This window comes from Falsiroseomonas bella (assembly GCF_003173615.1).
Classification (GTDB): Bacteria; Pseudomonadota; Alphaproteobacteria; order Acetobacterales; family Acetobacteraceae; genus Falsiroseomonas; species Falsiroseomonas bella.
This window is the reverse complement of the sequence record NZ_QGNA01000002.1, coordinates 859,452-879,885: the sequence shown is the minus strand read 5'-3', so window position 1 is coordinate 879,885 and position 20,434 is coordinate 859,452. Positions and strand designations below refer to the sequence as shown.

Below are 20,434 nucleotides of genomic sequence, written 5' to 3'. Positions count from 1 at the left end.
CAGGAGGGAGGAAACACGATGCGTCGAACGATGACGGCCCTGGCCATGGGCGTGATGATGGTCGGCCTTGCCGAGGCCCAGACGCTGCGCGTCGGGCAGATCGCGCAGGACATGGGCACCACCGACCCGCACAAGGCGACCGCCACGCAGGACAAGGCGACGATCTCCTGGTCCTATGACGGGCTGATGCGCTTCCCGCCCGGCAGCGCCGATCCGGCGCGGCTCGAACCGGACTTGGCGGAGTCCTTCGAACGCTCCGCGGATGGACGGACCTTCACCTTCCGGCTGCGTCAGGGCGTGCGCTTCCACGACGGCAATCCGCTGGAAGGCGAGGACGTCGTGTATTCGCTGCGGCGTGCCGCCGACCGGCAGCGCAGCGCCTTCGCCAGCGACTACGGCGCCGTCACGGCGGTGGAGCTGGTGGACCCGATGACCGTTCGCGTGACACTGAAGGAGCCGGTGGCCGGCGCGCTCGGCCTGTTCGCGAACTACCATGGCGGCATGATCGTCTCCCGCCGCGCCGATGCCGGCGGGCAGCCGCCGGGCACGGGTCCCTTCCGGCTGGAACGCGCCGGCGGCGGCGCCGCGCGGATGGCGGCCTTCGACGGGCATTGGCGCGGGCGCCCGGCGATCCGTGCCATCGACATCCGCTTCATCACCTCCGATGCGACGCGTGAGCTCGCCTACAATTCCGGCGAGCTCGACCTGATCATCGGCCGGCGCGAGCAGCGCTGGGTGGAGCGCATGCGCGCGCAGCCCAACACCGCCGTGGAGGTCTTCTCGCCCGGCGAGTTCCGCACCGTGCTGATCAACACGCGCTCCGCGCCGCTCGACGATGTGCGGGTTCGGCGCGCGGTCCAGCACGCGATCGACCCCGGCGCGATCGCGCGCTTCGTCGGGCTGGACGTGGCGACGCCCTGGCCGAGCCCGGTGCCGCCCGGCTATCTCGGCAGCACGGACCAGGTGCCGCGCTTCGCGCCCGACGTGAACCGCGCCCGCGCGCTGCTCGCCGAGGCCGGGCATCCGGAGGGCGTGACGATCAAGGCGGTGGTCTCCTCCAACTCCGCGCAGCTGCCGATCATGGAGGTGATCCAGGCGCAGCTGCGCCGCGCCAACATCCGGCTCGAGATGGATGTGGTGGAACATGCGACCTATCACGCGCGCATCCGGCAGAACCTGTCGCAGATGACCTTCTATGGCGCGGCGCGCTTCCCGGTGGCGGACAGCTATCTCACGCAGATGTATCTCTCCCGCAGCGCGCCGGGGCAGCCGACCGCCTCGCTCAACTTCGCGCATTGTGACGTGGCGGATGCCGAGATCGACGCGGCGCGGGCCGAGCCGGACGAGCCGAGGCAACTGGCGCTGTGGGCGAGCGCGCAGCGCAAGATCCTGGAAGCGGCCTGCAGCGTCCCGCTGTTCGACCTGCGCCAGGTCTGGGTGCGGCGCGCCAGCCTTGATCTCGGCTATCGGCTCGAGGGCTCGTTGAATCTCGGGCCGCCGATCACCTCCGCCACGCGCATGCAATAGACTGGCGACGGCGCGGCGCATGACGCATCGCAGCACGGCGCTTCACGATTGCGCGAGAAGCGCCGTGCGTCGGGCGCGAACCGACCTTCGCATCACGCGCCGGGCCTCGCGTGAAGCCCTGGCGCCGCGCGCAACCCGCACGGGACACAATGGGAACGTGCGAAACTTCTCGGTTGCGTCGCGCAAAGAACACGCCCTAACGTCCTAGCCGCGCGACAAGGCTGCATGTGTCGTGCAGTGCGATCGGGGCTTTCGGCGCACTGCTTTGCAGCAGGAGGGCGTAGCGGGCCGTGTCCATTGCGGGCGCCACCGACAGCCTCGTGCAGCTTCTCAGGACACGCCTGACGGAGGGCGGCGGACTGGATGGCTACACGGTCCAGGCGATGTCCTCGCGCGATGTGCGCCCCACGCTGCAGAACCGCGTCGGCCTCATGCTGTATCGCGTCGGCCTGGACCAGACGCGCCGCCATGTGGACCTGCCGCGCACCGCGCCCACGGCGCCGTCGCGCAGCGCACTGGGGCTCGAGCTGCATTACCTGCTGATCGTCTGGGGCCTCAATTCCGCCGAAGGCGAGCAGGTGATGCTCGGCCGCTGCATGCAGATCCTGGATCGCTTCGCGGTGGTCTCGGGGCCGATGCTGTCGCCCTCCTACCCATGGGAGCCGGGCGTCGCGCTGCAGGTCAGCCCCGAGCCGCTGGAGAACGAGGACTTCCTGCGCCTCTGGGACGGGTTCGAGGGGCCGCCGCTGCTCTCCATGCCCTATCTTGTGCGCACGGTGCGCCTCGCGCCCGTCGAGCGTGTGGATGCGCCGATGGTCGAGGCGCGCACACTGGTCGGCATACCGGGCGTGCCGCGATGAGCAGCGCCCTCGCCTTCGCCGCGACGCGCAGCGTGGATCGCGTCGTCGCGCTCGGCCTTCTGGCGCTGCGGCCGCTGCGCCATGTGGCAATCGGCCGCCCTGCGGCGCCGCCGCCGATCGAGGGGCTTCGCGTGGCGGCCGAGGACGCGGCCGAGCGGCCAGGCTGGCATCCCGAGACCGGGCTCTACGGCTTCCTGCGCCTGCCGCCCGGCCCGCGCCGCCTGGTCGTGACCGATCTGGGCGGGCGCTTCCAGCCCGCCGTCTTCTCGCTGGTCGTGCCGGATCGCAGCGCCGTGCGACGACGGCTGGAAGCCGGCATCGCTGCGCCGGACATGGCACCCCGCCCCCTGCTGCGCGAGGTCGAGCTGCACGCATCGCCGACCGCGCCGCTCGTCCCCGGCGTGACGGCGGCCTGGGGGCAGGTGCGCGATGCAGCGGGACGGCCGATGGCGCTCGCGCGGCTGATGGTCACCACCTTCGTCGACGGCGTGGTGCGCCGCCATCTTTCCTGGTCCGCGGCGGATGGGAGCTACGCGCTGCGCCTCCCCGGCGAGAGGCCGGACGTGATCGGCGGCGATCCGCCCTGGCGTGCGACCCGCCAGCTGATCGTGCATGCACCGCGCGCGGCGCTCGCCGCCGCCCTTGCCCAGGATTTCGTCGCCGCCCTGCCCGCCGAGCGCGACGCGATCGATCCCGACGCGCCGGGCTCGCCCTTCGAGCGACGGAGCTTCGCGCTGCGCGATTCGCGCGGCGTGCGGCGCGCCGGCGCACCCGGCAACGACCCCACACTGCCGATCTTCGGCGGGCAGCAGACCCGCTGGGACATCGAACTGGCCTGAGGAGGCACGCGCATGCCCGAATACCTGGCCCCCGGCGTCTATGTGGAGGAGACCTCCTTCCGCGCGAAATCCATCGAGGGGGTCGCGACCTCCACGGCGGGCTTCGTCGGGCAGGCGCGCTTCGGTCCCGTGGCCGGCGCGCCGCAGCTCGTCACCTCCTTCGAGGAGTTCCAGCGTTACTTCGGCGACAGCCAGGACCTGGTGCTGACCGAGGGGTTGACGACCAACCACCTCGCCTTCGCCGTGCGCCACTTCTTCGAGAATGGCGGCAAGCGCGTCTATGTCGCGCGCATCTTCAACCCGCCCGCCGGGCAGGATGCGGATGACGCACGGGCATCCTCCGCGGCGCTGTCGGTGCTGGGGGCGGATCGCTTCATCCGCGCGCGCTTCCCCGGCCGCGCCGGCAATGTCGTGGTGCGCGTGACAGGCACGCGCAGCGGCAACCTGCTGACCGGGACGGCGCCGAACCGCAGCCTGGCCGGCGTGCGGCCGGGCGACCTGGTGGAATCCAACAACAGCGCCGCGAAGGACCGCGTGGTGGCGGCGACCGGCGCGCAGGCACTGACGGCCAATGCGCTCTGGGCCGTCTCGCTCGACGCAACCGGCCGGCCGGTCCTGACCGGCGCCAGCGGCACGCTCGACCTCAACGCGGCGGGGCTGGTCAGCGTGCAGAAGGTGACGCTTGCGCTGCTGGTGCAGCCGAATGGCGATGGTTCCACTGGCGACCGTTCCGACAACCATGCGGGCCTCTCGCCGCACCAGGACTCCGAGGTCTTCATCGGTCGCGTCCTGCGGCACGAGGATCACGATGCGGGCGTCGGGCCGCCGCCCGACCGCACCAACCGCATCTTCTTCGATGCCGGAACTCTGCCGACCACCGCCGCGCAGCGCGCGGAATTCGCGGGCGGGCTGGCAGCGGCCCTGATCAGCGCCTCGCCCATCACGCTGACGGGCGGCGTCGATGGCAGGCTTGCCGATTCCGAACTCTTCGCCGGCGAAGGCGCGGGGCATGAGGCCACCGGGCTGGTCGCGCTGGAGGAGATCGAGGACATCGCGATCGTCGCCGCGCCGGGCGGCGCGGCGCTGGAGGACGACGAGGCGCAGCTGGTGCGCGGCGCGGTGATCTCGCATTGCGAGCGCATGCGCTATCGCTTCGGCATCGTGGCCGGTCCGTCCGATGCGGATTCCGCCGCGATACGGGAAGCGCGCGGACAGCACGACAGCACCTATGCCGCGCTCTACTATCCGTGGCTCGTGGTGCCGCGGCCTTCCGGCCTGACGGGAGAGACGCTGCTGCTCAGCCCCGAAGGCGCGATGGCCGGCATCTACGCGCGCAGCGACATCGAGCGCGGCGTGCACAAGGCGCCGGCGAACGAGGTGGTGCGCGGCATCCTGCGGTTCTCCCGCCCTGTCAACAAGGGCGAGCAGGACGTGCTGAACCCCGAGGGCATCAACTGCCTGCGCTTCTTCGAAGGCCGCGGCAACCGCGTATGGGGCGCGCGGACGATGACCAGCGATCCGGAGTGGACCTACATCAATGTCCGCCGGCTCTTCATCTTCATGGAGCATTCGATCGACCGCGGCACCCAATGGGCGGTGTTCGAGCCGAACAACGAGACGCTGTGGCTGAAGATCCGGCTGACGGTCGAGAGCTTCCTCTACGACGTCTGGCGCAGCGGCGCGCTGATGGGGACGAAGCCCGACGAAGCCTACTGGGTGCGCTGCGACCGCTCCACCATGAGCCAGTCGGACCTCGACAATGGCAGGCTGGTCTGCCTGATCGGCGTGGCGCCGACCAAGCCCGCCGAATTCGTCATCTTCCGCATCGGCCAATGGACGGCCGACGCCTCGATCGTCTGACCGGCTGAGGGGGATCACGCATCATGGCTGTGACACGCGACGACCCCTACGGGGCGTTCAACTTCAAGGTCACCATAACGCCCAACTCGGGGACCGAGATTAGGGCGGGATTCTCCGACGTGTCGGGGCTCTCGACGGAAGTGACCTATGCCGACTACCGCGACGGCACGGACGCTGCCAACCGGCCGCGCAAGGTGGCGCTGATGTACAAGGCGGGCGACGTCACGCTGAAGCGGGGGCTGATCGGTCGGCTCGATCTCTATCAGTGGATCGACCAGGCGCGACAGGGAAAGCTGGACGCGAAGGCCACCGTGGTGGTGGAGCTGATGAGCGAGGACCGCTCCGACGTGGTGATGAGCTGGAAGCTGATCAACGCACGGCCGTCGAAGCTGACCGGCCCGACGCTCGCGGCGAAGGGCGGCACGGACGTGGCGATGGAGGAGTTGGCGCTGGTCTGCGAGGACATCAGCATGGAGTGAGGCGGCCATGAGCGCCTCTCTGCGTCGCGCGGACTTCGCGGCCGGCGCGCCCTACCGGCCGGGCCTGCCGCCCGGCGTGTACGAGGCGCGCGCGACGGCTGCCGTGCCGCGCATCGTCCGGCTGGACACGGCGTGTCTCATCGGGCTGGCGGAACGCGGACCTGTCAATACACCCGTGCCGGTCGAGAGCTTCGCCGACTTCACGCGGCTGTTCGGCGGCGCCGTCGCGGGCCTGAAGCTGCCGCAGGCGGTGCGCGCCTTCTTCGCGGAAGGTGGGCGGCGCTGCATCGCGATCCGCTGCATGGATCACCGCAACGCCCGCACGGCGCGCTTCGTGCTGCCCGGCGTCACTGTGCGTGGCGCGACACCCGCGCGCCGCGCCGTGCGGATTGCCGCGCGCAATCCGGGAAGCTGGGGCAACCGGATGCTGCTGCGCCTCAGCGCGCGGCGCCGCGCCCTGCCGCTGCAACGCGACTTCGGATGGATTACGCCGGAAGGCGGTGGCGCCCCGGTGTGGCGGCGACGCTGGCTTGCGCCGGCACATCGCGGCCTGCCCGGCACCACGCTGCGCCTGCCCGGCACGCTGGGCGGCGTGCGGTCCTGGCATGTGGCGCATGTCTCCGCCGTGGAGCCTGCCGGGCGGGGCACCGTGCGGCTGACGCTGACACCCGAGCCGCCTCCGGGCTTCCGCCAGGCAGCCAGCGCGACGGGCACGGAGGAGATCCTGCTCTCCCTCGCCATCACGCTCGATGGGCAGGTGGTGGAGAGCTGGGAGGAAGCGGGGCTGCACGCGGATCACCCGCGCTACCTGCTGCGCCTGCTCGGTCGTCGCGCGGCCTCCGAGATGCTGCTGCCGCCGCCCGTGAACGGCAGCGATCCGGAGACGGAAGCGGGCTCGCCGGACCGCATATGGGGCGGGCCTGAAGATCCGACCGGTTCGGAATTCCTGCGACCTTCTGCCTTGCACCGCAACGCCTGGCTCTATCCGGGAGCGGAGCTGCTCGCCGCGCCGGATGGCCTGCTCGCCGCCGGCGCCGACCTGCCGCCGGTGCGTCAGGGGCGCGACGCGGCCGAGACCACGCGGCGCCATCACTTCCTGGAACCCGCTGGCATCACGCCCTCGCATCTCGCGGGGGACGGCGACCATCGCTTCCTCGTCTTCGCGAACCGTCCGGCGGCGCTGGATGCGCTGGGGGAGTGGGATTCGAAGCAGCCCTTCTCGCCGGCCGCACTGATCGTGCTGCCGGACCTGCTGCACCCGGCGCCGGCCGAGCCGGCGGCGCCCGACCCCACGCCGGAGCCCGGCGCCCCCTGCTTCGGCGCCTGCATCCCCCCGGCGGTGACGATTGCGCGGCCCGTGCTGGATTACCGCTGGCTGGGCGAGGATCTCGACGACCTCAGGGACACGCAGGCGGCCGTTGTCTCCGCCTGCGAGGCGCATGGCGCGCGCATCGCGCTGCTCGACCTGCCGCCGCGCCTCACGCCGGGCGAGATCGGCGCCTGGCGGCGCGCGCTGGCTTCCGACCGCGCCGCGCTCTACGCGCCCTGGCTGCTGGCGGCGGATGCGCGCGATCCCCGCGCCGCGCCGGTGGTGCTGCCGCCCGCATGCGTCGCCGCGGGCATCGCTGCGCGCGTCGAGATCGCCAGCCATCCCTGGAGCGCGCCGGCGAACCAGGCATTGCGCAGCGCCTTCGGCGTCGCCGACGATCCCGGCCTGCCCGATGCCGGCTTCCTGCACGAGGAACGGGTGGATGTGATCCGCCCGACCGAGCGCGGGCTGATGCTGCTGGGCAGCCGCACTACCTCGCTCGACCGCGACTGGACGCATATCTCCGTCCGGCGGCTGGTGGACTGGCTGAAGCTGCAGATCGCCAAGGACCTGGAGTGGGCGCCCTTCGAGCCGAACAACCATGTGCTCTGGGCGGGCCTTGTGCGCGCTGCGACGCAGCGGCTGCGCGCCGTGTTCGATGCCGGCGGGCTCGCCGGGCGCACGGCGCGCGAGGCCTATTTCGCGCGCTGCGACGTCACCACCACGCCGCTGAACGCGCGCGACAACGGGCAGGTGATCCTGCTCGTCGGCGTGGCGCCGGCGGTGCCGGCCGAGTTCATCGTCTTCCGCCTGGTGCGCGCGGGGCTCGGCGCCGCGCTGGAGGCGGAAGGATGAGCGATGCCTTCCTCACGCGCTTCAATTTCAGCGTGGAGATCACCGTCTCCGGCTTCGGCGGCGACGAGGGTCTGGCCGATGGCAGCCCGCATGCCGCGCGCGGCGCCTTCAGCGAGGTGACGGGGCTCGAGCTCAACATCGAGATGACCCCGCTGCGGGAGGGCGGCTACAACCTCGGCGTCCGGCAGTTGCCGGGCAAGGTGAGTTCCCCCGCACTGGTGCTGAAGCGCGGCGTCACGCTGGACGACGCCTTCTGGGCCTGGATCCAGCGCTGCACCGACGGCACCTTCCCCCTGCCCTATGTCTCCGGCGCCATCACCGTCTTCGGCGCGGAGGGGCCGCGTGGCGATCCGCAGGCCGTGTGGTCCTTCACGCGTGGTCTGGTGACCAAGGTGAAGTCGGCCGATCTCTCCGCCAAGGGCGCGAGCGAGGTCGCGATCGAGGAGCTGCACATCGCGCATGAAGGCCTGGCGCGGGAGCTCGCGTCATGACCGCGCAGTTCCGCCGCGCCAGCATCGTGCCCTTCAACGAGGCGGGCACCGAGCCGCAGGATGACCAGGCGGTTCCGCTCGACTTCAACCCGGCGACGCTGACGTTGAAGACCAGCGCCGGGGAATCGCGCGACCGCTCGCGCCAGGGGCGGCAGCAGGTACAGAATGTCGGCGCGTCCTCGGCGACGCTGTCCTTCGAGGCGGTGTTCGACAGCACCCGCCCGCGCGACGGCGAGGACGGCCGCGCGCCGATCCAGGAAGAGGAGCTGGATGTCCGCCTGCGCACGCGCCCGCTCGCGCTGCTGATCCAGGCGGCGGAGAGCGAGCAGGGCAGCGGCGGCAACAGCCAGCCTGCGCCGAGGCGCGTTCAGTTCCGCTGGGGCAGCATCGTCTTCAACGGCCTGATCACGCAGTACCAGGAGACCTTCGACTACTTCTCGCCGGGCGGCGTGCCGCTGCGCAGCAAGGTGCAGATCACGCTGACGGAGCAGGAATTCCGCTACGAGATCGACAGCCAGGAACGCGCGCGCGCGCAGGCGGCGGCCGCGCCCTCGCCCAACAGCATGCGCGACGCAGCGAGCGCGTCCGGCGCGGACAGCCTGTTCGACCTCGGCTCCGGCGGCTTCTCGTTGGGACTGTCGGCGGGCTTCTCCGCCGGCTTTTCGGCAGAGTTCTCTGCCGGGTTCTCCGCCGACATCTCGCTGCAGGCGGAACTCGGCCTGTCGGTGGATGTGGGATTGTCCGCGGGTGCAGGCGTGTCCCTGTCGGCGGACGCGGCGGTGGACCTGTTCGGGTCCTCGGCGCTCGGCACGGGGGGCGCGACGGCAGGCAAGTCGGGCGTCGTGGCCGCGACGCCATCCGGCAGCGGCCGCGCGGGGGCCGGAACGGCTGCGGCAGTGAAGGGCAGCATCCCTTCCCCGCCGAGCCCCTGGGCGCCGGAGGGCCCCGCGCCTGGCAGCCAGGCCGCAGGGCTCGCGGCCATCGTGCTGTCGCAACGCGCGGCGGGGATCGCGCTGGCCGCGCCGAACACGCCCGATGCCGTGACGCCCCTGGCCCCGCGTGGCTCGCCGCCGCCGGTGCTGCCGCGCGCCCCGACGGGCATCGCACCGCTGGCGATCCGCGGCGTGCCGCGCGCGGCGGAGACCACCGGTGATCGCCGTCCGCGCTGGGAGGCGCTCGGCGTGGCGCCGCCGCGCTTCGTTGCCGCCGGGGCGAGCCGGACATCGGGTTGCGGCTGTGGCGGCGGCTGCGGCTGCGCGCGCTGCGGCGGGGGCTGAGCGATGCCCGTCATCATCGGCCAGGTGGACACCGACATCAGCGTGGATCGCGGCGCCGCTCCGTCCGGCGCCGGCACGGCATCCGCCGAGGCCGGCGGCCAGCCGCTGGAAGTGCAGGTGGAGGAACTGCGCGCGGCGATCCGCGAGATCATCGCGGAGGAACTCGAGCGCGAACTCCGCCGGAGGCTGCCGCAGCGATGAATGACGGCCCGCCCCTGCTGGTCGGTGCAAGGCCCGTCATTTCGGTCGACGGGCAGGAGGATTCCGCACTCGGCCGCGACCTGATCCGCCTGGAAACCCGAGCCGACAGCAACGGCGTGGACGAGCTGGAAGCCGTCTTCCTCAACTTCGGTGCCGCCGAAGGCGCCAGCGGCCCCGGCTTCGTGCATTTCGACCGGAGCCGGCTGGACTTCGGCAAGGCCATCGCCATCGCCTTCAACGTCGGCGGCAGCAGCGAGACGGTGTTCGATGGCACCATCAGCGCCATCGGCGCGCTCTACCCCGAGCAGCGCCCGCCCGAGCTCACCATCCTCGCAGAGGACAATCTGGCGCGGCTCAGGCTGAAGCGCCGGTCGCGCGTGTTCGAGCAGAGCAGCGACGCCGACATCCTGAACCAGCTCGTACAGGATGCGGGGCTGCGCGCCGATGTGCAGGCGGATGGACCCTCCCACACCCAGCGCTGGCAAGTGGGACAGAGCGAACTCGCTCTTCTCCGCGAACGCGCCCGAGCACTGGATGCGCGCATCACGCTGCGCGACGGCGCGGTGAAGGTGACGACGCGGAGCGACGGCGCCCGGCCCGTCACGCTGACCCGCCTGAACGAGCTGATCCGTTTCGAGCTGAAGGCCGACCTGGCCGAGCAGCGCAGCGCCGTGCGCGTGCATGGCTGGGACGTCGGGGGCAAGCAGGCGATCACCGAGGAAGCCGGCACGGACGCCGCCCGCGCCGTCGCCGAGGGCCAGGGCCGCACGGGTGCCGAGATCGTGCGGGAAGCCTGGGGCGATGCGCCAGAGGACCTGCATCTGGACGCGCCGGCCAGCACGGACGAGGCGCGTCGGCTGGCGGAAGCGCGCATGCAGCATCGCGCGCGGCATTTCCTGCGCGGCCGCGGCGTCACGCGCGGCACGCCGCAGCTGCGGGTCGGCGCGCGCGTCGAGCTTCTGGACCTCGGCGCCTGGTTCTCCGGCGTATGGGAAGTGACGGCGGTGCGCCACAGCTTCGACCAGGCGGCGGGCTACCGCACGGAGTTCGACGCCTGCCGCGCCGCGCTGGAGGCCGGCGCATGACCCCGCTCGATTTCGGCGGCTTCAGCCGCCCCGTCCTCGCCGGCGTCTATCCCGCCCTCGTGCGCGACGTGCAGGACCCCGACGGCCAGGGCCGCGTGAAGGTGGAGCTGCCCTGGCTCGGCGCGGATGCGGCGAATGCGCAGGCCTGGGCGCGGCTGGCCACGATGATGGCCGGTGCCGACCGCGGAAGCTGGTTCATCCCGGAACCCGGCGACGAGGTGCTGGTCGCCTTCCACGGCGGCGATGCCAGCCGGCCCTACGTGATCGGCGCGCTGTGGAACGGCGTGGATGCGCCGCCCGAAACCATGGATGCGCAGAACAACCTGCGCTCCATCACCTCGCGCTCGGGCCACCGCGTGCTGCTGGACGACACGGCTGGCGCCGAGAAGGTGGAGGTGGAGACGCAGGGGGGTCACAAGCTGACGCTGGACGATGCCTCCGGCGGCACCGTCACGCTCACGCACACCAATGGCGTCACGATGAAGATGGATGCGGCGGGCAATGTCGAGATCACGGCGAATACGCGCGTCACCATCAACGCCCCGGCACAGCTTTCCGTCAGCGCGGGCATGGTGCAGGTGGATGCTGGCATGAGCCGCTTCTCCGGCGTCGTCCAATGCGACACGCTCATCACCAATTCGGTGATCAGCGCCAGCTACACACCCGGCGCCGGGAACGTCTGGTGATGCCGCTGGACCTCGCCCCCCGCGCGCGCAGGCGCCTCATCGTCCCGGCGGTCAAGCACGCGCCACGGGAGACGCTCGTCGCCGCGACACCCTTTTTCCTGCGCGGCACGGCCATGCCGGAGGCCGCGCAGCCGCCCCTGCTGAGCTTCGAGGGCACGAGCTTCGTCGAGGATTTTCTCGCGGCCGTCGCCAATCCGCAGGCGCTGCCGAAGCTGCTGCCCTGGCGCGACTGGTCGGAGCCGCCTTCCGGCGTGCTGGATGCCGCGGGCAGTGCGCTCTATCCGATCACGCTGAAACGGGCCGAGCCGCTGGCCATCGAGGATGACGGGCTGCCCGGCGACGGCATTCCGGCGGGCACGCCGCCGTGGCTGCGCAAGCTCTACCTCCCGCTGCACCAGCGCTTCACCTTCGTCGCCTTCGACCTGGTGTGCCGCCGCCTCGGCTTCCCGCCGGTGGACCGCGCGCGGATCGTCGCCTCCGGTGCGGTCGTGCGGCGGCTGCGGCCGGATCGCACGTGCGAGCGCTGGGAGGACTGGATCAGCGCGGACGGCAAGCGCGGCGTCTGGACGGAGCTTGCGCTGCCGATCGCTCAGCTCGATCCGCAGGCGATCGCGGCAGGCGCCTATGCCGGGCAGGAAGTGGCGCTGCGCGCGCGGCTCGGCCTGCCCGCGGACACGCCGCTGCCGACGGCGCTGGACAGCGCGAAGCTCGCGCTGCTGCAGCCGGATGCGGCGGCGGGCGCGGCCGCGCGGCATTGCACGCTGTACGGCTACCTTCCGGTCTTCTCCTCGGCCGAGCAGGCGGGCGATGCAGTGCCGCTCTCGCCGGCAGAGACCGTCTCCGCGCTACAGCAGCGCGCGACCGACACCGTTGCGCAGGCTGCGCTCGCCGCGCCGACGATGGCGACAACGATCAACGCCGCGCTGGGCGATCTGCTGGACGCCACCGTCCTGCCGGCACAGCCGAGTTCCGCCGAGATCGCGAATGCCTGGAACACGGTGGACGGCTTCATCGGCAGCGGTGGACCGCCGGCCGGACCGGCGGACCAGGCGGTGGCAAGCGCACTGGATCGCATGCTCGGCGCCATGCTGGCCGCCGGCTTCTCCGTACTGGCACCGGCCACGGTTGATGCGGATGCGCTCGACGCGGACGAGCCTGAGACCGCGGGGCTGTGGCTCGGACGCGCGCGCGACCTGCTTGGCACCTGGGCGGCCGATGGCAGCCGTCGGACGGAACGCTTCGGCTCGGTCTGGGGCGCGGAGAACTACACGGCGAACCGCCCTTCCTGGCGCATCCTACTCGACCACCGGCTGCGCCAGGTGGCGACCGCCTTCCGTAACGGCACGCCGGTGCCGCCCGCGACCGGTGGCGTCTCCGTCGGCGTGAACCCCGAGGATGCCGGCATGCTCTGGGCCTGCGTCCTGCTGCGGCTCCGCGTGATGCGCATCGGACTCGCCGCCACGCTGCGACGGCAGATGTTCGGACCGGATGCGGAGACCGCCTCGCTGATTGCCATGCAGGGCGGCGTGCCCGCCGGCACGCCCGGCGCGTTGGGCGAGGAGATCGCCGCCGCGCTCGGGCTCGAGGCATGGCGTGGCACGCCGGATGCGCCGACATGGCCGCCACTCGACCTTCGCACACCGCCGGGCACGGGCGACCTGCGCGCATGGGATGCGCATGAGGCGGCGCGGCGGATGGAAGATGCCTTCGCCGCGTTCGAGACGGGCGTGGCGCCCGCGGGCACGGCCTTCGACGAGGAACAGAATGCGCGCCTCGACGCGCGCGCTACGAGCATCGCCGGCCGCATCGGCCAGCTGACCGGCGGGGCATCGGATCCGACGATCCTGCGTGTGCAGGGGCTGGAAGTTCTGGAGCAACCGGCGCGCGGCCTGCTTGGCCTGCCCGGCGCGACACCGACATCGCTGGCCATCGCATCCCTCGGCATCTCGCTCGCCGCACGCTATGCGAACCAGGCGGTCGCGCTGCGCGTCGCGCGCGACGAGGCGCGCGTGCCGCGCAAGCGCTACGACCATGACAGCCTCTACGCCGTCTGGTGCTGGGCGCGCGTGGCCGGCCGCGACAGATGCGAGAAGGAGACGATCGTCTGGACGCTCGGCAGCGAGCCGTTCAGCATCGCGGAGCCCACCGACATCCTCGGCGCCAAGCCCGCCACGGTGCAGCTGCCCGACATCCCGAAGCTGATCCGCGACATCCCGCGCATGGCGAAGGCGCGTGCAAAGCCCTTCGCCGCCTTCGCCGCGCCGCCCAACAGCAGCTACATCACCGGCGAGGAACCCGAGGACACCAAGCGCGCCTGGGGCATCGGCTGGATCTGCAGCTTCGGCATCCCCGTGCTGACCATCTGCGCCTTCATCCTGTTCAGCATCATCTTCTCGATCCTGATCCTGATCCCGGGCTTCTTCTGGATGCTGCTGCTGAAGTTCTGCATCCCCATCCCCGTGCCGAAGAAATCGTCATGAGCGGAACGCAGTCCAGGCCGCTGCGCGGCGTCCGTCTTCCGCTGGTCGGCCCCGCCGGCTGGGGCTGGATCGAGGATCCCGAGGCCGCCGACCAGGCGGTGCGCGCGGTGCTGCTGACCGAGCCCGGCGAGCGCATCGGCCGGCCGCTGTTCGGCGCCGGCCTGCGCCGCTTCCTGTTCCAGCCGAACAGCCTGGAAACGCGGACGCGCATGCGCCTGACGATCGAGGACGCGATTGGGCGAGACCTGCCGCGGCTGAAGCTGGAAGGCGTGGAGATAGCCACCGCACCGCGCGAGCCGGAGCGGCTGGAGATCACCGTGCGCTTCCGCATCCCCGGCAGCGCGGTGCCGCAGGCGGCGACGGTCGGGCTGAACCTGCAGGGAGGAGGCTGAGCCATGGCGATCCAGCCACCCCGCCTGGACGACCGATCCTGGCAGGATCTGCGCGACGAGCTCGTGCGGCGCATCCCGGTCCATGCGCCGGAATGGACGGACCACAGCCCGACCGATCCCGGCGTCACGCTGATCGAGCTTTTCGCCTTCCTCGGCGACAACCTGCTCTATCGGCTGAACCGCGCGCCGGAGGCGGCGAAGCTGGCCTTCCTCAAGCTGCTGAACCTGCCGCCGCGGCCAGCGATCCCCGCGCGCGTGCAGTTGCGGCTGATGCTGCCGAAGGGCGGCATCGATGCGGAAACGCCGGATTTCTCGCCCACCGCGCCGCGGCTGGAATGCGCCGCCGGCCCCGTCTCCTTCGAGGCCGATGAGGAGATCACCGTCCTGCCGCTGGAGGTCGCGGGCTTCGTGAAGGCGCGCCACGACGAGGCGGTGCCCGCCGAGGGTACGGAGGCCGTCACGCAGCTTCTGGAATCGCATCTCGGCAGCGCGCCGGGCACGCTCTCGGCCTATCAGACGGTGCCGATGCCGGCGGTGCAGGGTGGCGTGCTGCCGGCGCCGACCAGCAGCGCGGGCACGCTGGACGGGCGGCTGTGGCTGTGCCTCCTCGCGCCCGAGGATGCGCTGGCAGCGCTCGCCCCGCGCACACCGGCGGAGGCGCTCGCGGTGTTGCGCGAACGCATCTCGGGCCGCATCCTGAACCTCGGCGTGCGCACCGATGACGCGTTGTGCGGCCCGGCCGACGTGCTGCGCTGCCCCGATCCCGGCACGGCCGCCACGCCCTGGCCGGTACGCGCGGAAATCTCAACCGGCCGCTTCCACGGCGCCTCGAAGCGCGTGGACCGCGCGGCGTTCGAGCGGCTGTCCATCGTGGACGACAGGACCGAGGGGCTGACGCGCTCCGGCACGCTGCGCCTGCGCCTGCCGGACATGCGCGGCGGCGTGCCGGTTCTGGGCGACTGGACGGAGGACAGCTTCGATCCGCCTGATCCGGACCTGCTCGGCGTCGGCCCGCTGCCGCCCCGGCTGGATGATCCGAAGCAGGCCGCGCGCGTGCTGGCCTGGGTCAGCCTGCGGCGTATCGAGGCCGCGCATCCGCCGATCCGGCTGCGCCTGGTAGAGGGCAATGGCCTCTCCGCCACGCAGGCCGTCACCGCCGCGCCCGAACTGCTCGGCCATGGTGATGGACGGCCGGCGCAGATGGTGCGGCTCTCCAAGGCGCCGATGCTGCAGGACAGCGAGCTGGTGCAGGTGCGCGGCACGCTGGGCTGGGAGAAGTGGACGCGGGTCGACGATCTCGCACTCGGCGGTCCGGACGATCCCGTCTACCTGCTCGATCCGGTCGAGGGCACGATCACCTTCGGCGACGGGCTGCATGGCCGCATGCCGCTGCCCGGCGAGGCGATCCGCTGCCTCGGCTACCGTGCCGGCGGCGGGGCGCGCGGCAATGTGCCGGCGATGGCGGTCAGCCGCGTGAAGAACGCGCGCGTCGGGCTGCGTTGCGAGAACAGCCTGCCCGCGGAAGGCGGCCAGGATGCCGAGACGATCCCGGAGGCGACCGCGCGCATCCCGCGCACGCTGCGCACGCATGACCGCGCCGTCGCCGCCGAGGATTTCGTGGAGATCGCGCTGGAGACTCCGGGCCGCAAGGTCGGCCGCGCGCATGTCTTGCCGCGCCACAAGCCGCAGCAGCGCGCCGATGGCGTGCCGGGGACCGTGACGGTCGTCGTGCTGCCCGCGCATGATCCGGTCACCCCCGACACGCCGACGCCGGATCGCGAGATGCTGCGCCGCGTCTGCGCGCATCTGGAACCGCGGCGCCTGGTGACGACGGAGCTCTACGTCACGCCGCCGGAATACGTGCCGGTGGACCTCTCCGTCGCGGTCGAGGCCGAGCCCGGGACGGGCGGAGAGACGCTGAAGCGCTGGGTGGAGCTCGCGCTGCGCCAGCATTTCGCGCCGCTGCCGCCCTATGGCCCCGACGGCGCTGGCTGGCCCTTCGGACGCGCCGTGCGCGACCGCGACGCGGAAGCCGCGGCGCTGCGCGTGCAGGGCGTGCGCCTGGTGAACGAGGTGCTGCTGGAAGGCGAAGCGATCGGCGCCGATGGGGAGAACACGCCGGTCACCGGCAGCGTGCCGATGCTGGCCTGGCAGTTGCCGGTGATCCGCAGCGTGCGCGTCGCGATCGGTGAGAAGGCCGAGGAGATCGCGCCGGAGCCGACGCCGCCGGTGGACGGCATGCCGGTGCCTGTCGAAGTCGAGAAGTGCTGAGCATGCGCCAGCCCGCCATGCTCCACCTGACCGGCCGCCGCATGTGGGAGCGCTGCGACCACGATGCGACGCGCATCGAGGGTATGCCGGCGCGGGTGACGCTGGCGACGGCGGTGTCGGTGGCGGGCGATGGCGGCGCCGTGAATTTCGGCGCCTGGCGCGCCGCGATGGGTGCGGCGGTGGTGGTGGAGTGCCCACCGGATCTCTGCGAGGGCAGCGCCGTGCTGCTGGCCGATCCGCGGCGTGGGTTGTTCGTGCTGCGGGATGGCAAGTGGAGCGCGTTCGCGATGCCCGGCCAACCCCCACCCCAACCCTCCCCCGCTTCGCGGGAGAGGGAGTCCGGGCGCCCCGAGTTTCCCTCTCCCGCTTCGCGGGGGAGGGTGGCTGAGCGAAGCGAAGCCGGGTGGGGGGCCGGTGGCGCACCCCTCGACTTCGCGCCGTCGGCGCCACCGGCGCCGTCTGCCGCGCCACGAGCGCTGTCCCGCGACCTACACGGCCGGCTTTGGCTGCTCGATGACGCGCCGCCCGCAGTCCGCCTGCTCGGCCGCGACTTCCGCGTATCCGCGCGCATCCCCCTCCCCGCCGACGCGAACCCCATCGCGATCGGCTGCACCAACTGGGGCGTGATCGTCGCGGATGGCGCGTCGCCGCGGCTGTTCCTGCATCCATGGGGCGGTGCCTGGATCGGCGTGACGCTTCCCGCCGCGCCGCGCGCCATCGCCGCCGATCCGCGCTTCGCGACCGCCGTCGTCATGCTGGACGGGCTGCGCGTGGCGATCCTCAACGGCCCGGCCGCGCCAGCCATCCACCGCCTGCCCGCCATCGCCAAGCCGCTGCACGCGCTGATGACGGCTTCCGACCGCGTGCTGATCGCGGATGTCGCCGGCACGCCCGGCGCGCAACAGCCGACGCGCTTCACCGAATACCTGCTGACGGAAAGCGGTCCCGAAGCCGAGGGCGGCTTCGCCGTGCGCGGCTTCGATGGGCGCGCGATCTGGACCGGCGCCGATGGCCGCGTCATGGCCTCCACCGCCACCGGCGCGCGCGCGCTCTACGCGCAGGAACCGCGCTTTGCGACCGACGGCGTGGTGGAGACCTTCGCGCTGGATTCCGGCGTGTTCGCCTGCGTCTGGCATCGCATCTTCCTCGACGCCTGCGTGCCGCCCGGCACGCAGATCGAGGTCGAGGCCCGCACCGCGGATACGCTGCCGCCGCAGGCGCTGCAACGCGCGCCACGCCCACCCGCCGACCGCAGCGAGCCCGTGCCGGAAGACCGCGCCTGGCCGCCGCTCGGATCGCTCACGCCGGAGGAGCAGATCGGCTGGTCGGCCCTCGGCATTCTCGACAAGCGCCCCGCCTATGCCGACACGCCGCTGCCGCCATTCTCCACCGCGATCCCGAGCGAAGACCCGCTGCATGACGCGCGCGGCAGCGCCAATCCGCCGCCGGAGGGCATGGTCACGCTGGAAGGCGTCATCAAGGCGCCGCCGGGGCGCTGGCTGTGGCTGCGGCTGCGCCTGACCGGCACGGAGCGCCGCGCCCCTGCCCTGTTCGCGCTGCGCGCCACCTGCCCGCGGCCCTCGCTGATGGATCTGCTGCCGGCCTATTGGCGCGGCGATCCCCTCTCGGCCGATGCCACGGACCGCTCGCTCGCGCTGTTCGAAGGCTTCGTCACCGAGACCGATGCGCGCATCAGCGCGCTGCGTCACCTGCTCTCCGCCACGACCACGCCGCGCGAGGCGCTGGAGTGGCTCGCGAGCTTCGTCGCGCTCGTCTTCGACACCCGCGTGGATGAGGATGTGCGGCGCAGCTTGCTGAACGAGGCGATGACGCTGTGGCGGCAGCGCGGCACCATCCCCGGGCTGACGCGCCTGCTCTCCATCCTGGCCCGCGCGCCGGTGCAGATCATCGAGGGCTTCCGGCTGCGGCGTGAGAGCACGGCGGTGCTCGGCACCGCCGATTGGGGCGTGCTCGGCCCCGGCCTGCAGATCGGCGACGACGAAGGGCCGGAGACGGCGCCGACCGAGCCCTGGGAACAGCAACTCGCGCTGAAGCATGTCGGCCTCACGCTGCGCCGCGCCGCGATCCGCGCTGAGGGCGGTACCCCCTGCCCCGAGGCCGATCCGCCCGACCCGCTGGAAGCCGATGCTCTGATCCGCTTCCACCGCCGCTTCGCACACCGTTTCACCGTGGTGGTGCCCGCCTGCCGCACGGACGATCTCGCCGCCGTGCTCGACCTCGCCACCGAGACGCACAAGCCCGCGCACACGATCCACGACTTCTGCTGGCTGGATGCCGGCTTCCGGCTCGGCGCCGGCAGCCTGGTCGGCATCGCGCGCATCGGCCAGCGGCCGGGCTTCGCACCCGCCATCCTCGAAGCGCCGCTCGGCGGCGGCCGCACCATCGGGCGCGCCCTGCCCGAGGACCGGCACCGCCTCGGCGCAACACCTCTGACCCAGCACAGGACGCGATGGCCATGAGCGACACCGCCACGCTGTTCGCACCGCTCGAGGATGCGGACCCCGCGACGCCGGGCGATCCGTTCTCCCGCCTACGCTACAGCTACGGCCAGTTGCTTGGCGCCGAGGATTTTGCCGCCGAGCAGCGCTACCACCTGCTGCGCGAACGCCTGCTGACCGCGACGCTGCACGGCCACGGCACGGTGTGGGGCCTGCGCGTCTCGGCGCGGGAGGATGCGACGAACAACACGGTGCAACTGGTCTGCGCGCCGGGCCTCGCGGTGGATGCGCTGGGCCGGCTGATCCATGTCGAGCAGGAAGTTTGCCTGGATGTGACGGGCCTTGCCCTCACGCCCTTCTGGTCAGACCTGGCGCCGCCGCCTGCACCGCCCGAGCCGGAGGAGGAAGAGCCTGACGAAGGCGGCGGTGCGGAGACGACACCGGCGGAGGACACGACGCCAGGCGCCGACACGACCTCCGGCGCGGATTCCCTCCCCGGTGGGGACGAGGAGGAAGCACCGACCGAGACGCGCGTCCGTCGCGCCTATGTCGTGCTCTCCTACCGCGCCTGCCTGGCCGACGAGATCCCCGCCATCACGCCGCCCTGCTCCAGCAGCGGCGAGGCCACGGCCTATGCCCGCGTGCAGGATCGCTGGCGGCTCTGCCTGATGGCGGAGGCGCCGCCCGACCCGCACCCGGTTGCCCGCGACTGGACGGCCTTCGCCGGGCAGGGCGATCTGCGCACGCGGCTGCTGGATTTCATCCTGAACCCGCCGGCGCAGGTCTCGCGCTTCTGGTCGGGCGGCGACGACGCGCCGCTGCTGCTGGCGACCGTGGATCTCGAACCCGTCGGTGACCCGGCGGAGCGCACGCGCCTCGTCGCCGGGCCGGACAACGCCGTGCGCGCGCTGCTGCCGGATGTGCAGACGCTCGCCGCAATGACGACCGGATTGCGCCTGCTCGGCCCCGGCGGTGCACGGCCTTTCCGGCTGGTCTCCCTCGCGGCGCGCAGCGAAGGCGGGCAGGTGGTGCTGGATGCGCGCTTCACCACGCCGCCGGATGCAACCAGCCTCTCCGCCGACGCGATCCGCATCTTCCGCCGCGACGGCACCGGCGCCTGGGTGCCCGCCACCTTCAATGGCTGGGCGGTGCCGTCCGACGGCAACGGTCTCGCCATGATCACCATCGGCGAGGACTGGACGGACGCCACCACCTACCAGCTGCTGCTGCGTGGCGCCGGTGCGGCGCCGCTGCTGGACGCGAGCGGACAGCCTCTGTCGGGCCTCGACGGCGAGCCGCCGCTGCCCGCCGGCGCGGGCCGCGATGTCAGCTTGGTCCAACGGTTCGAGCCTTGAGAGGGCCG

Annotated in this window: 16 protein-coding genes; all 16 read left to right on the top strand. The window is 72.2% G+C overall.

Going from position 1 to position 20,434, the window contains the following annotated elements; translation table 11 throughout:
* Positions 1-18 precede the first annotated feature (18 nt).
* The 16 genes from DFH01_RS12370 to DFH01_RS12300 all read left to right on the top strand — a co-directional run bounded on the left by DFH01_RS12370 (position 19) and on the right by DFH01_RS12300 (position 20,426).
* Positions 19-1,527, top strand: coding sequence for an ABC transporter substrate-binding protein (locus tag DFH01_RS12370; protein ID WP_109870717.1), 1,509 nt, complete (start codon positions 19-21; stop codon positions 1,525-1,527).
* A 290-nt stretch (positions 1,528-1,817) separates the two neighbouring features.
* The gene (locus DFH01_RS12365) at positions 1,818-2,387 is read left to right on the top strand and encodes a Pvc16 family protein (protein WP_109870716.1); all 570 of its coding nucleotides are present in this window, start codon (positions 1,818-1,820) and stop codon (positions 2,385-2,387) included.
* A complete protein-coding gene (locus DFH01_RS12360; RefSeq protein WP_109870715.1) occupies positions 2,384-3,226 on the top strand; it encodes a carboxypeptidase-like regulatory domain-containing protein in 843 nt (280 codons plus the stop codon). Before DFH01_RS12365 ends, DFH01_RS12360 begins: the two co-directional genes overlap by 4 nt.
* Positions 3,227-3,238: 12 nt before the next feature.
* Positions 3,239-5,086, top strand: a complete 1,848-nt coding sequence (locus tag DFH01_RS12355; RefSeq protein ID WP_109870714.1) for a phage tail sheath family protein — start codon at positions 3,239-3,241, stop codon at positions 5,084-5,086.
* Between the two features lie 23 nt (positions 5,087-5,109).
* Positions 5,110-5,565, top strand: coding sequence for a phage tail protein (locus DFH01_RS12350; protein ID WP_109870713.1), 456 nt, complete (start codon positions 5,110-5,112; stop codon positions 5,563-5,565).
* A gap of 7 nt (positions 5,566-5,572) precedes the next feature.
* Positions 5,573-7,729 (top strand): phage tail sheath C-terminal domain-containing protein, encoded by a 2,157-nt coding sequence (locus tag DFH01_RS12345; RefSeq protein ID WP_109870712.1) that lies wholly within the window; start codon positions 5,573-5,575, stop codon positions 7,727-7,729.
* Positions 7,726-8,220 (top strand): phage tail protein, encoded by a 495-nt coding sequence (locus DFH01_RS12340; RefSeq protein ID WP_109870711.1) that lies wholly within the window; start codon positions 7,726-7,728, stop codon positions 8,218-8,220. Before DFH01_RS12345 ends, DFH01_RS12340 begins: the two co-directional genes overlap by 4 nt.
* Positions 8,217-9,497: a CIS tube protein gene (locus tag DFH01_RS12335; protein WP_109870710.1), complete on the top strand. Its 1,281-nt coding sequence runs from the start codon at positions 8,217-8,219 to the stop codon at positions 9,495-9,497. The genes DFH01_RS12340 and DFH01_RS12335 overlap by 4 nt, the downstream gene beginning before the upstream one ends.
* 3 nt (positions 9,498-9,500) lie before the next feature.
* The gene (locus DFH01_RS12330) at positions 9,501-9,698 is read left to right on the top strand and encodes a hypothetical protein (RefSeq protein ID WP_109870709.1); all 198 of its coding nucleotides are present in this window, start codon (positions 9,501-9,503) and stop codon (positions 9,696-9,698) included.
* Positions 9,695-10,783 carry a phage late control D family protein gene (locus DFH01_RS12325; RefSeq protein WP_109870708.1) on the top strand — a complete coding sequence of 363 codons (1,089 nt, stop codon included), beginning with the start codon at positions 9,695-9,697 and terminating at the stop codon, positions 10,781-10,783. The genes DFH01_RS12330 and DFH01_RS12325 overlap by 4 nt, the downstream gene beginning before the upstream one ends.
* A complete protein-coding gene (locus DFH01_RS12320; protein WP_109870707.1) occupies positions 10,780-11,469 on the top strand; it encodes a phage baseplate assembly protein V in 690 nt (229 codons plus the stop codon). Before DFH01_RS12325 ends, DFH01_RS12320 begins: the two co-directional genes overlap by 4 nt.
* Positions 11,469-13,949 carry a hypothetical protein gene (locus DFH01_RS28190; protein ID WP_233256076.1) on the top strand — a complete coding sequence of 827 codons (2,481 nt, stop codon included), beginning with the start codon at positions 11,469-11,471 and terminating at the stop codon, positions 13,947-13,949. Before DFH01_RS12320 ends, DFH01_RS28190 begins: the two co-directional genes overlap by 1 nt.
* Positions 13,946-14,341 (top strand): GPW/gp25 family protein, encoded by a 396-nt coding sequence (locus DFH01_RS28185; protein ID WP_158287734.1) that lies wholly within the window; start codon positions 13,946-13,948, stop codon positions 14,339-14,341. The genes DFH01_RS28190 and DFH01_RS28185 overlap by 4 nt, the downstream gene beginning before the upstream one ends.
* Before the next feature lie 3 nt (positions 14,342-14,344).
* Positions 14,345-16,612: a putative baseplate assembly protein gene (locus tag DFH01_RS12310; protein WP_109870706.1), complete on the top strand. Its 2,268-nt coding sequence runs from the start codon at positions 14,345-14,347 to the stop codon at positions 16,610-16,612.
* 2 nt (positions 16,613-16,614) lie between these two features.
* Positions 16,615-19,092, top strand: a complete 2,478-nt coding sequence (locus tag DFH01_RS12305) for a phage tail protein (protein ID WP_109870705.1) — start codon at positions 16,615-16,617, stop codon at positions 19,090-19,092.
* Positions 19,089-20,426, top strand: a complete 1,338-nt coding sequence (locus tag DFH01_RS12300) for a hypothetical protein (protein ID WP_109870704.1) — start codon at positions 19,089-19,091, stop codon at positions 20,424-20,426. The genes DFH01_RS12305 and DFH01_RS12300 overlap by 4 nt, the downstream gene beginning before the upstream one ends.
* Positions 20,427-20,434 lie beyond the last annotated feature (8 nt).

What these genes read in the sequence shown, in the direction of transcription:
- DFH01_RS12335 (WP_109870710.1), top strand. Translation starts at nt 8,217, where the DNA reads ATGACCGCGCAGTTCCGCCGCGCCAGCATCGTGCCCTTCAACGAGGCG.
- DFH01_RS28185 (WP_158287734.1), top strand. Translation starts at nt 13,946, where the DNA reads ATGAGCGGAACGCAGTCCAGGCCGCTGCGCGGCGTCCGTCTTCCGCTG.
- DFH01_RS12305 (WP_109870705.1), top strand. Translation starts at nt 16,615, where the DNA reads ATGCGCCAGCCCGCCATGCTCCACCTGACCGGCCGCCGCATGTGGGAG.
- DFH01_RS12345 (WP_109870712.1), top strand. Translation starts at nt 5,573, where the DNA reads ATGAGCGCCTCTCTGCGTCGCGCGGACTTCGCGGCCGGCGCGCCCTAC.
- DFH01_RS12370 (WP_109870717.1), top strand. Translation starts at nt 19, where the DNA reads ATGCGTCGAACGATGACGGCCCTGGCCATGGGCGTGATGATGGTCGGC.
- DFH01_RS12360 (WP_109870715.1), top strand. Translation starts at nt 2,384, where the DNA reads ATGAGCAGCGCCCTCGCCTTCGCCGCGACGCGCAGCGTGGATCGCGTC.
- DFH01_RS12325 (WP_109870708.1), top strand. Translation starts at nt 9,695, where the DNA reads ATGAATGACGGCCCGCCCCTGCTGGTCGGTGCAAGGCCCGTCATTTCG.
- DFH01_RS12340 (WP_109870711.1), top strand. Translation starts at nt 7,726, where the DNA reads ATGAGCGATGCCTTCCTCACGCGCTTCAATTTCAGCGTGGAGATCACC.
- DFH01_RS28190 (WP_233256076.1), top strand. Translation starts at nt 11,469, where the DNA reads ATGCCGCTGGACCTCGCCCCCCGCGCGCGCAGGCGCCTCATCGTCCCG.
- DFH01_RS12320 (WP_109870707.1), top strand. Translation starts at nt 10,780, where the DNA reads ATGACCCCGCTCGATTTCGGCGGCTTCAGCCGCCCCGTCCTCGCCGGC.
- DFH01_RS12350 (WP_109870713.1), top strand. Translation starts at nt 5,110, where the DNA reads ATGGCTGTGACACGCGACGACCCCTACGGGGCGTTCAACTTCAAGGTC.
- DFH01_RS12310 (WP_109870706.1), top strand. Translation starts at nt 14,345, where the DNA reads ATGGCGATCCAGCCACCCCGCCTGGACGACCGATCCTGGCAGGATCTG.
- DFH01_RS12300 (WP_109870704.1), top strand. Translation starts at nt 19,089, where the DNA reads ATGAGCGACACCGCCACGCTGTTCGCACCGCTCGAGGATGCGGACCCC.
- DFH01_RS12355 (WP_109870714.1), top strand. Translation starts at nt 3,239, where the DNA reads ATGCCCGAATACCTGGCCCCCGGCGTCTATGTGGAGGAGACCTCCTTC.
- DFH01_RS12330 (WP_109870709.1), top strand. Translation starts at nt 9,501, where the DNA reads ATGCCCGTCATCATCGGCCAGGTGGACACCGACATCAGCGTGGATCGC.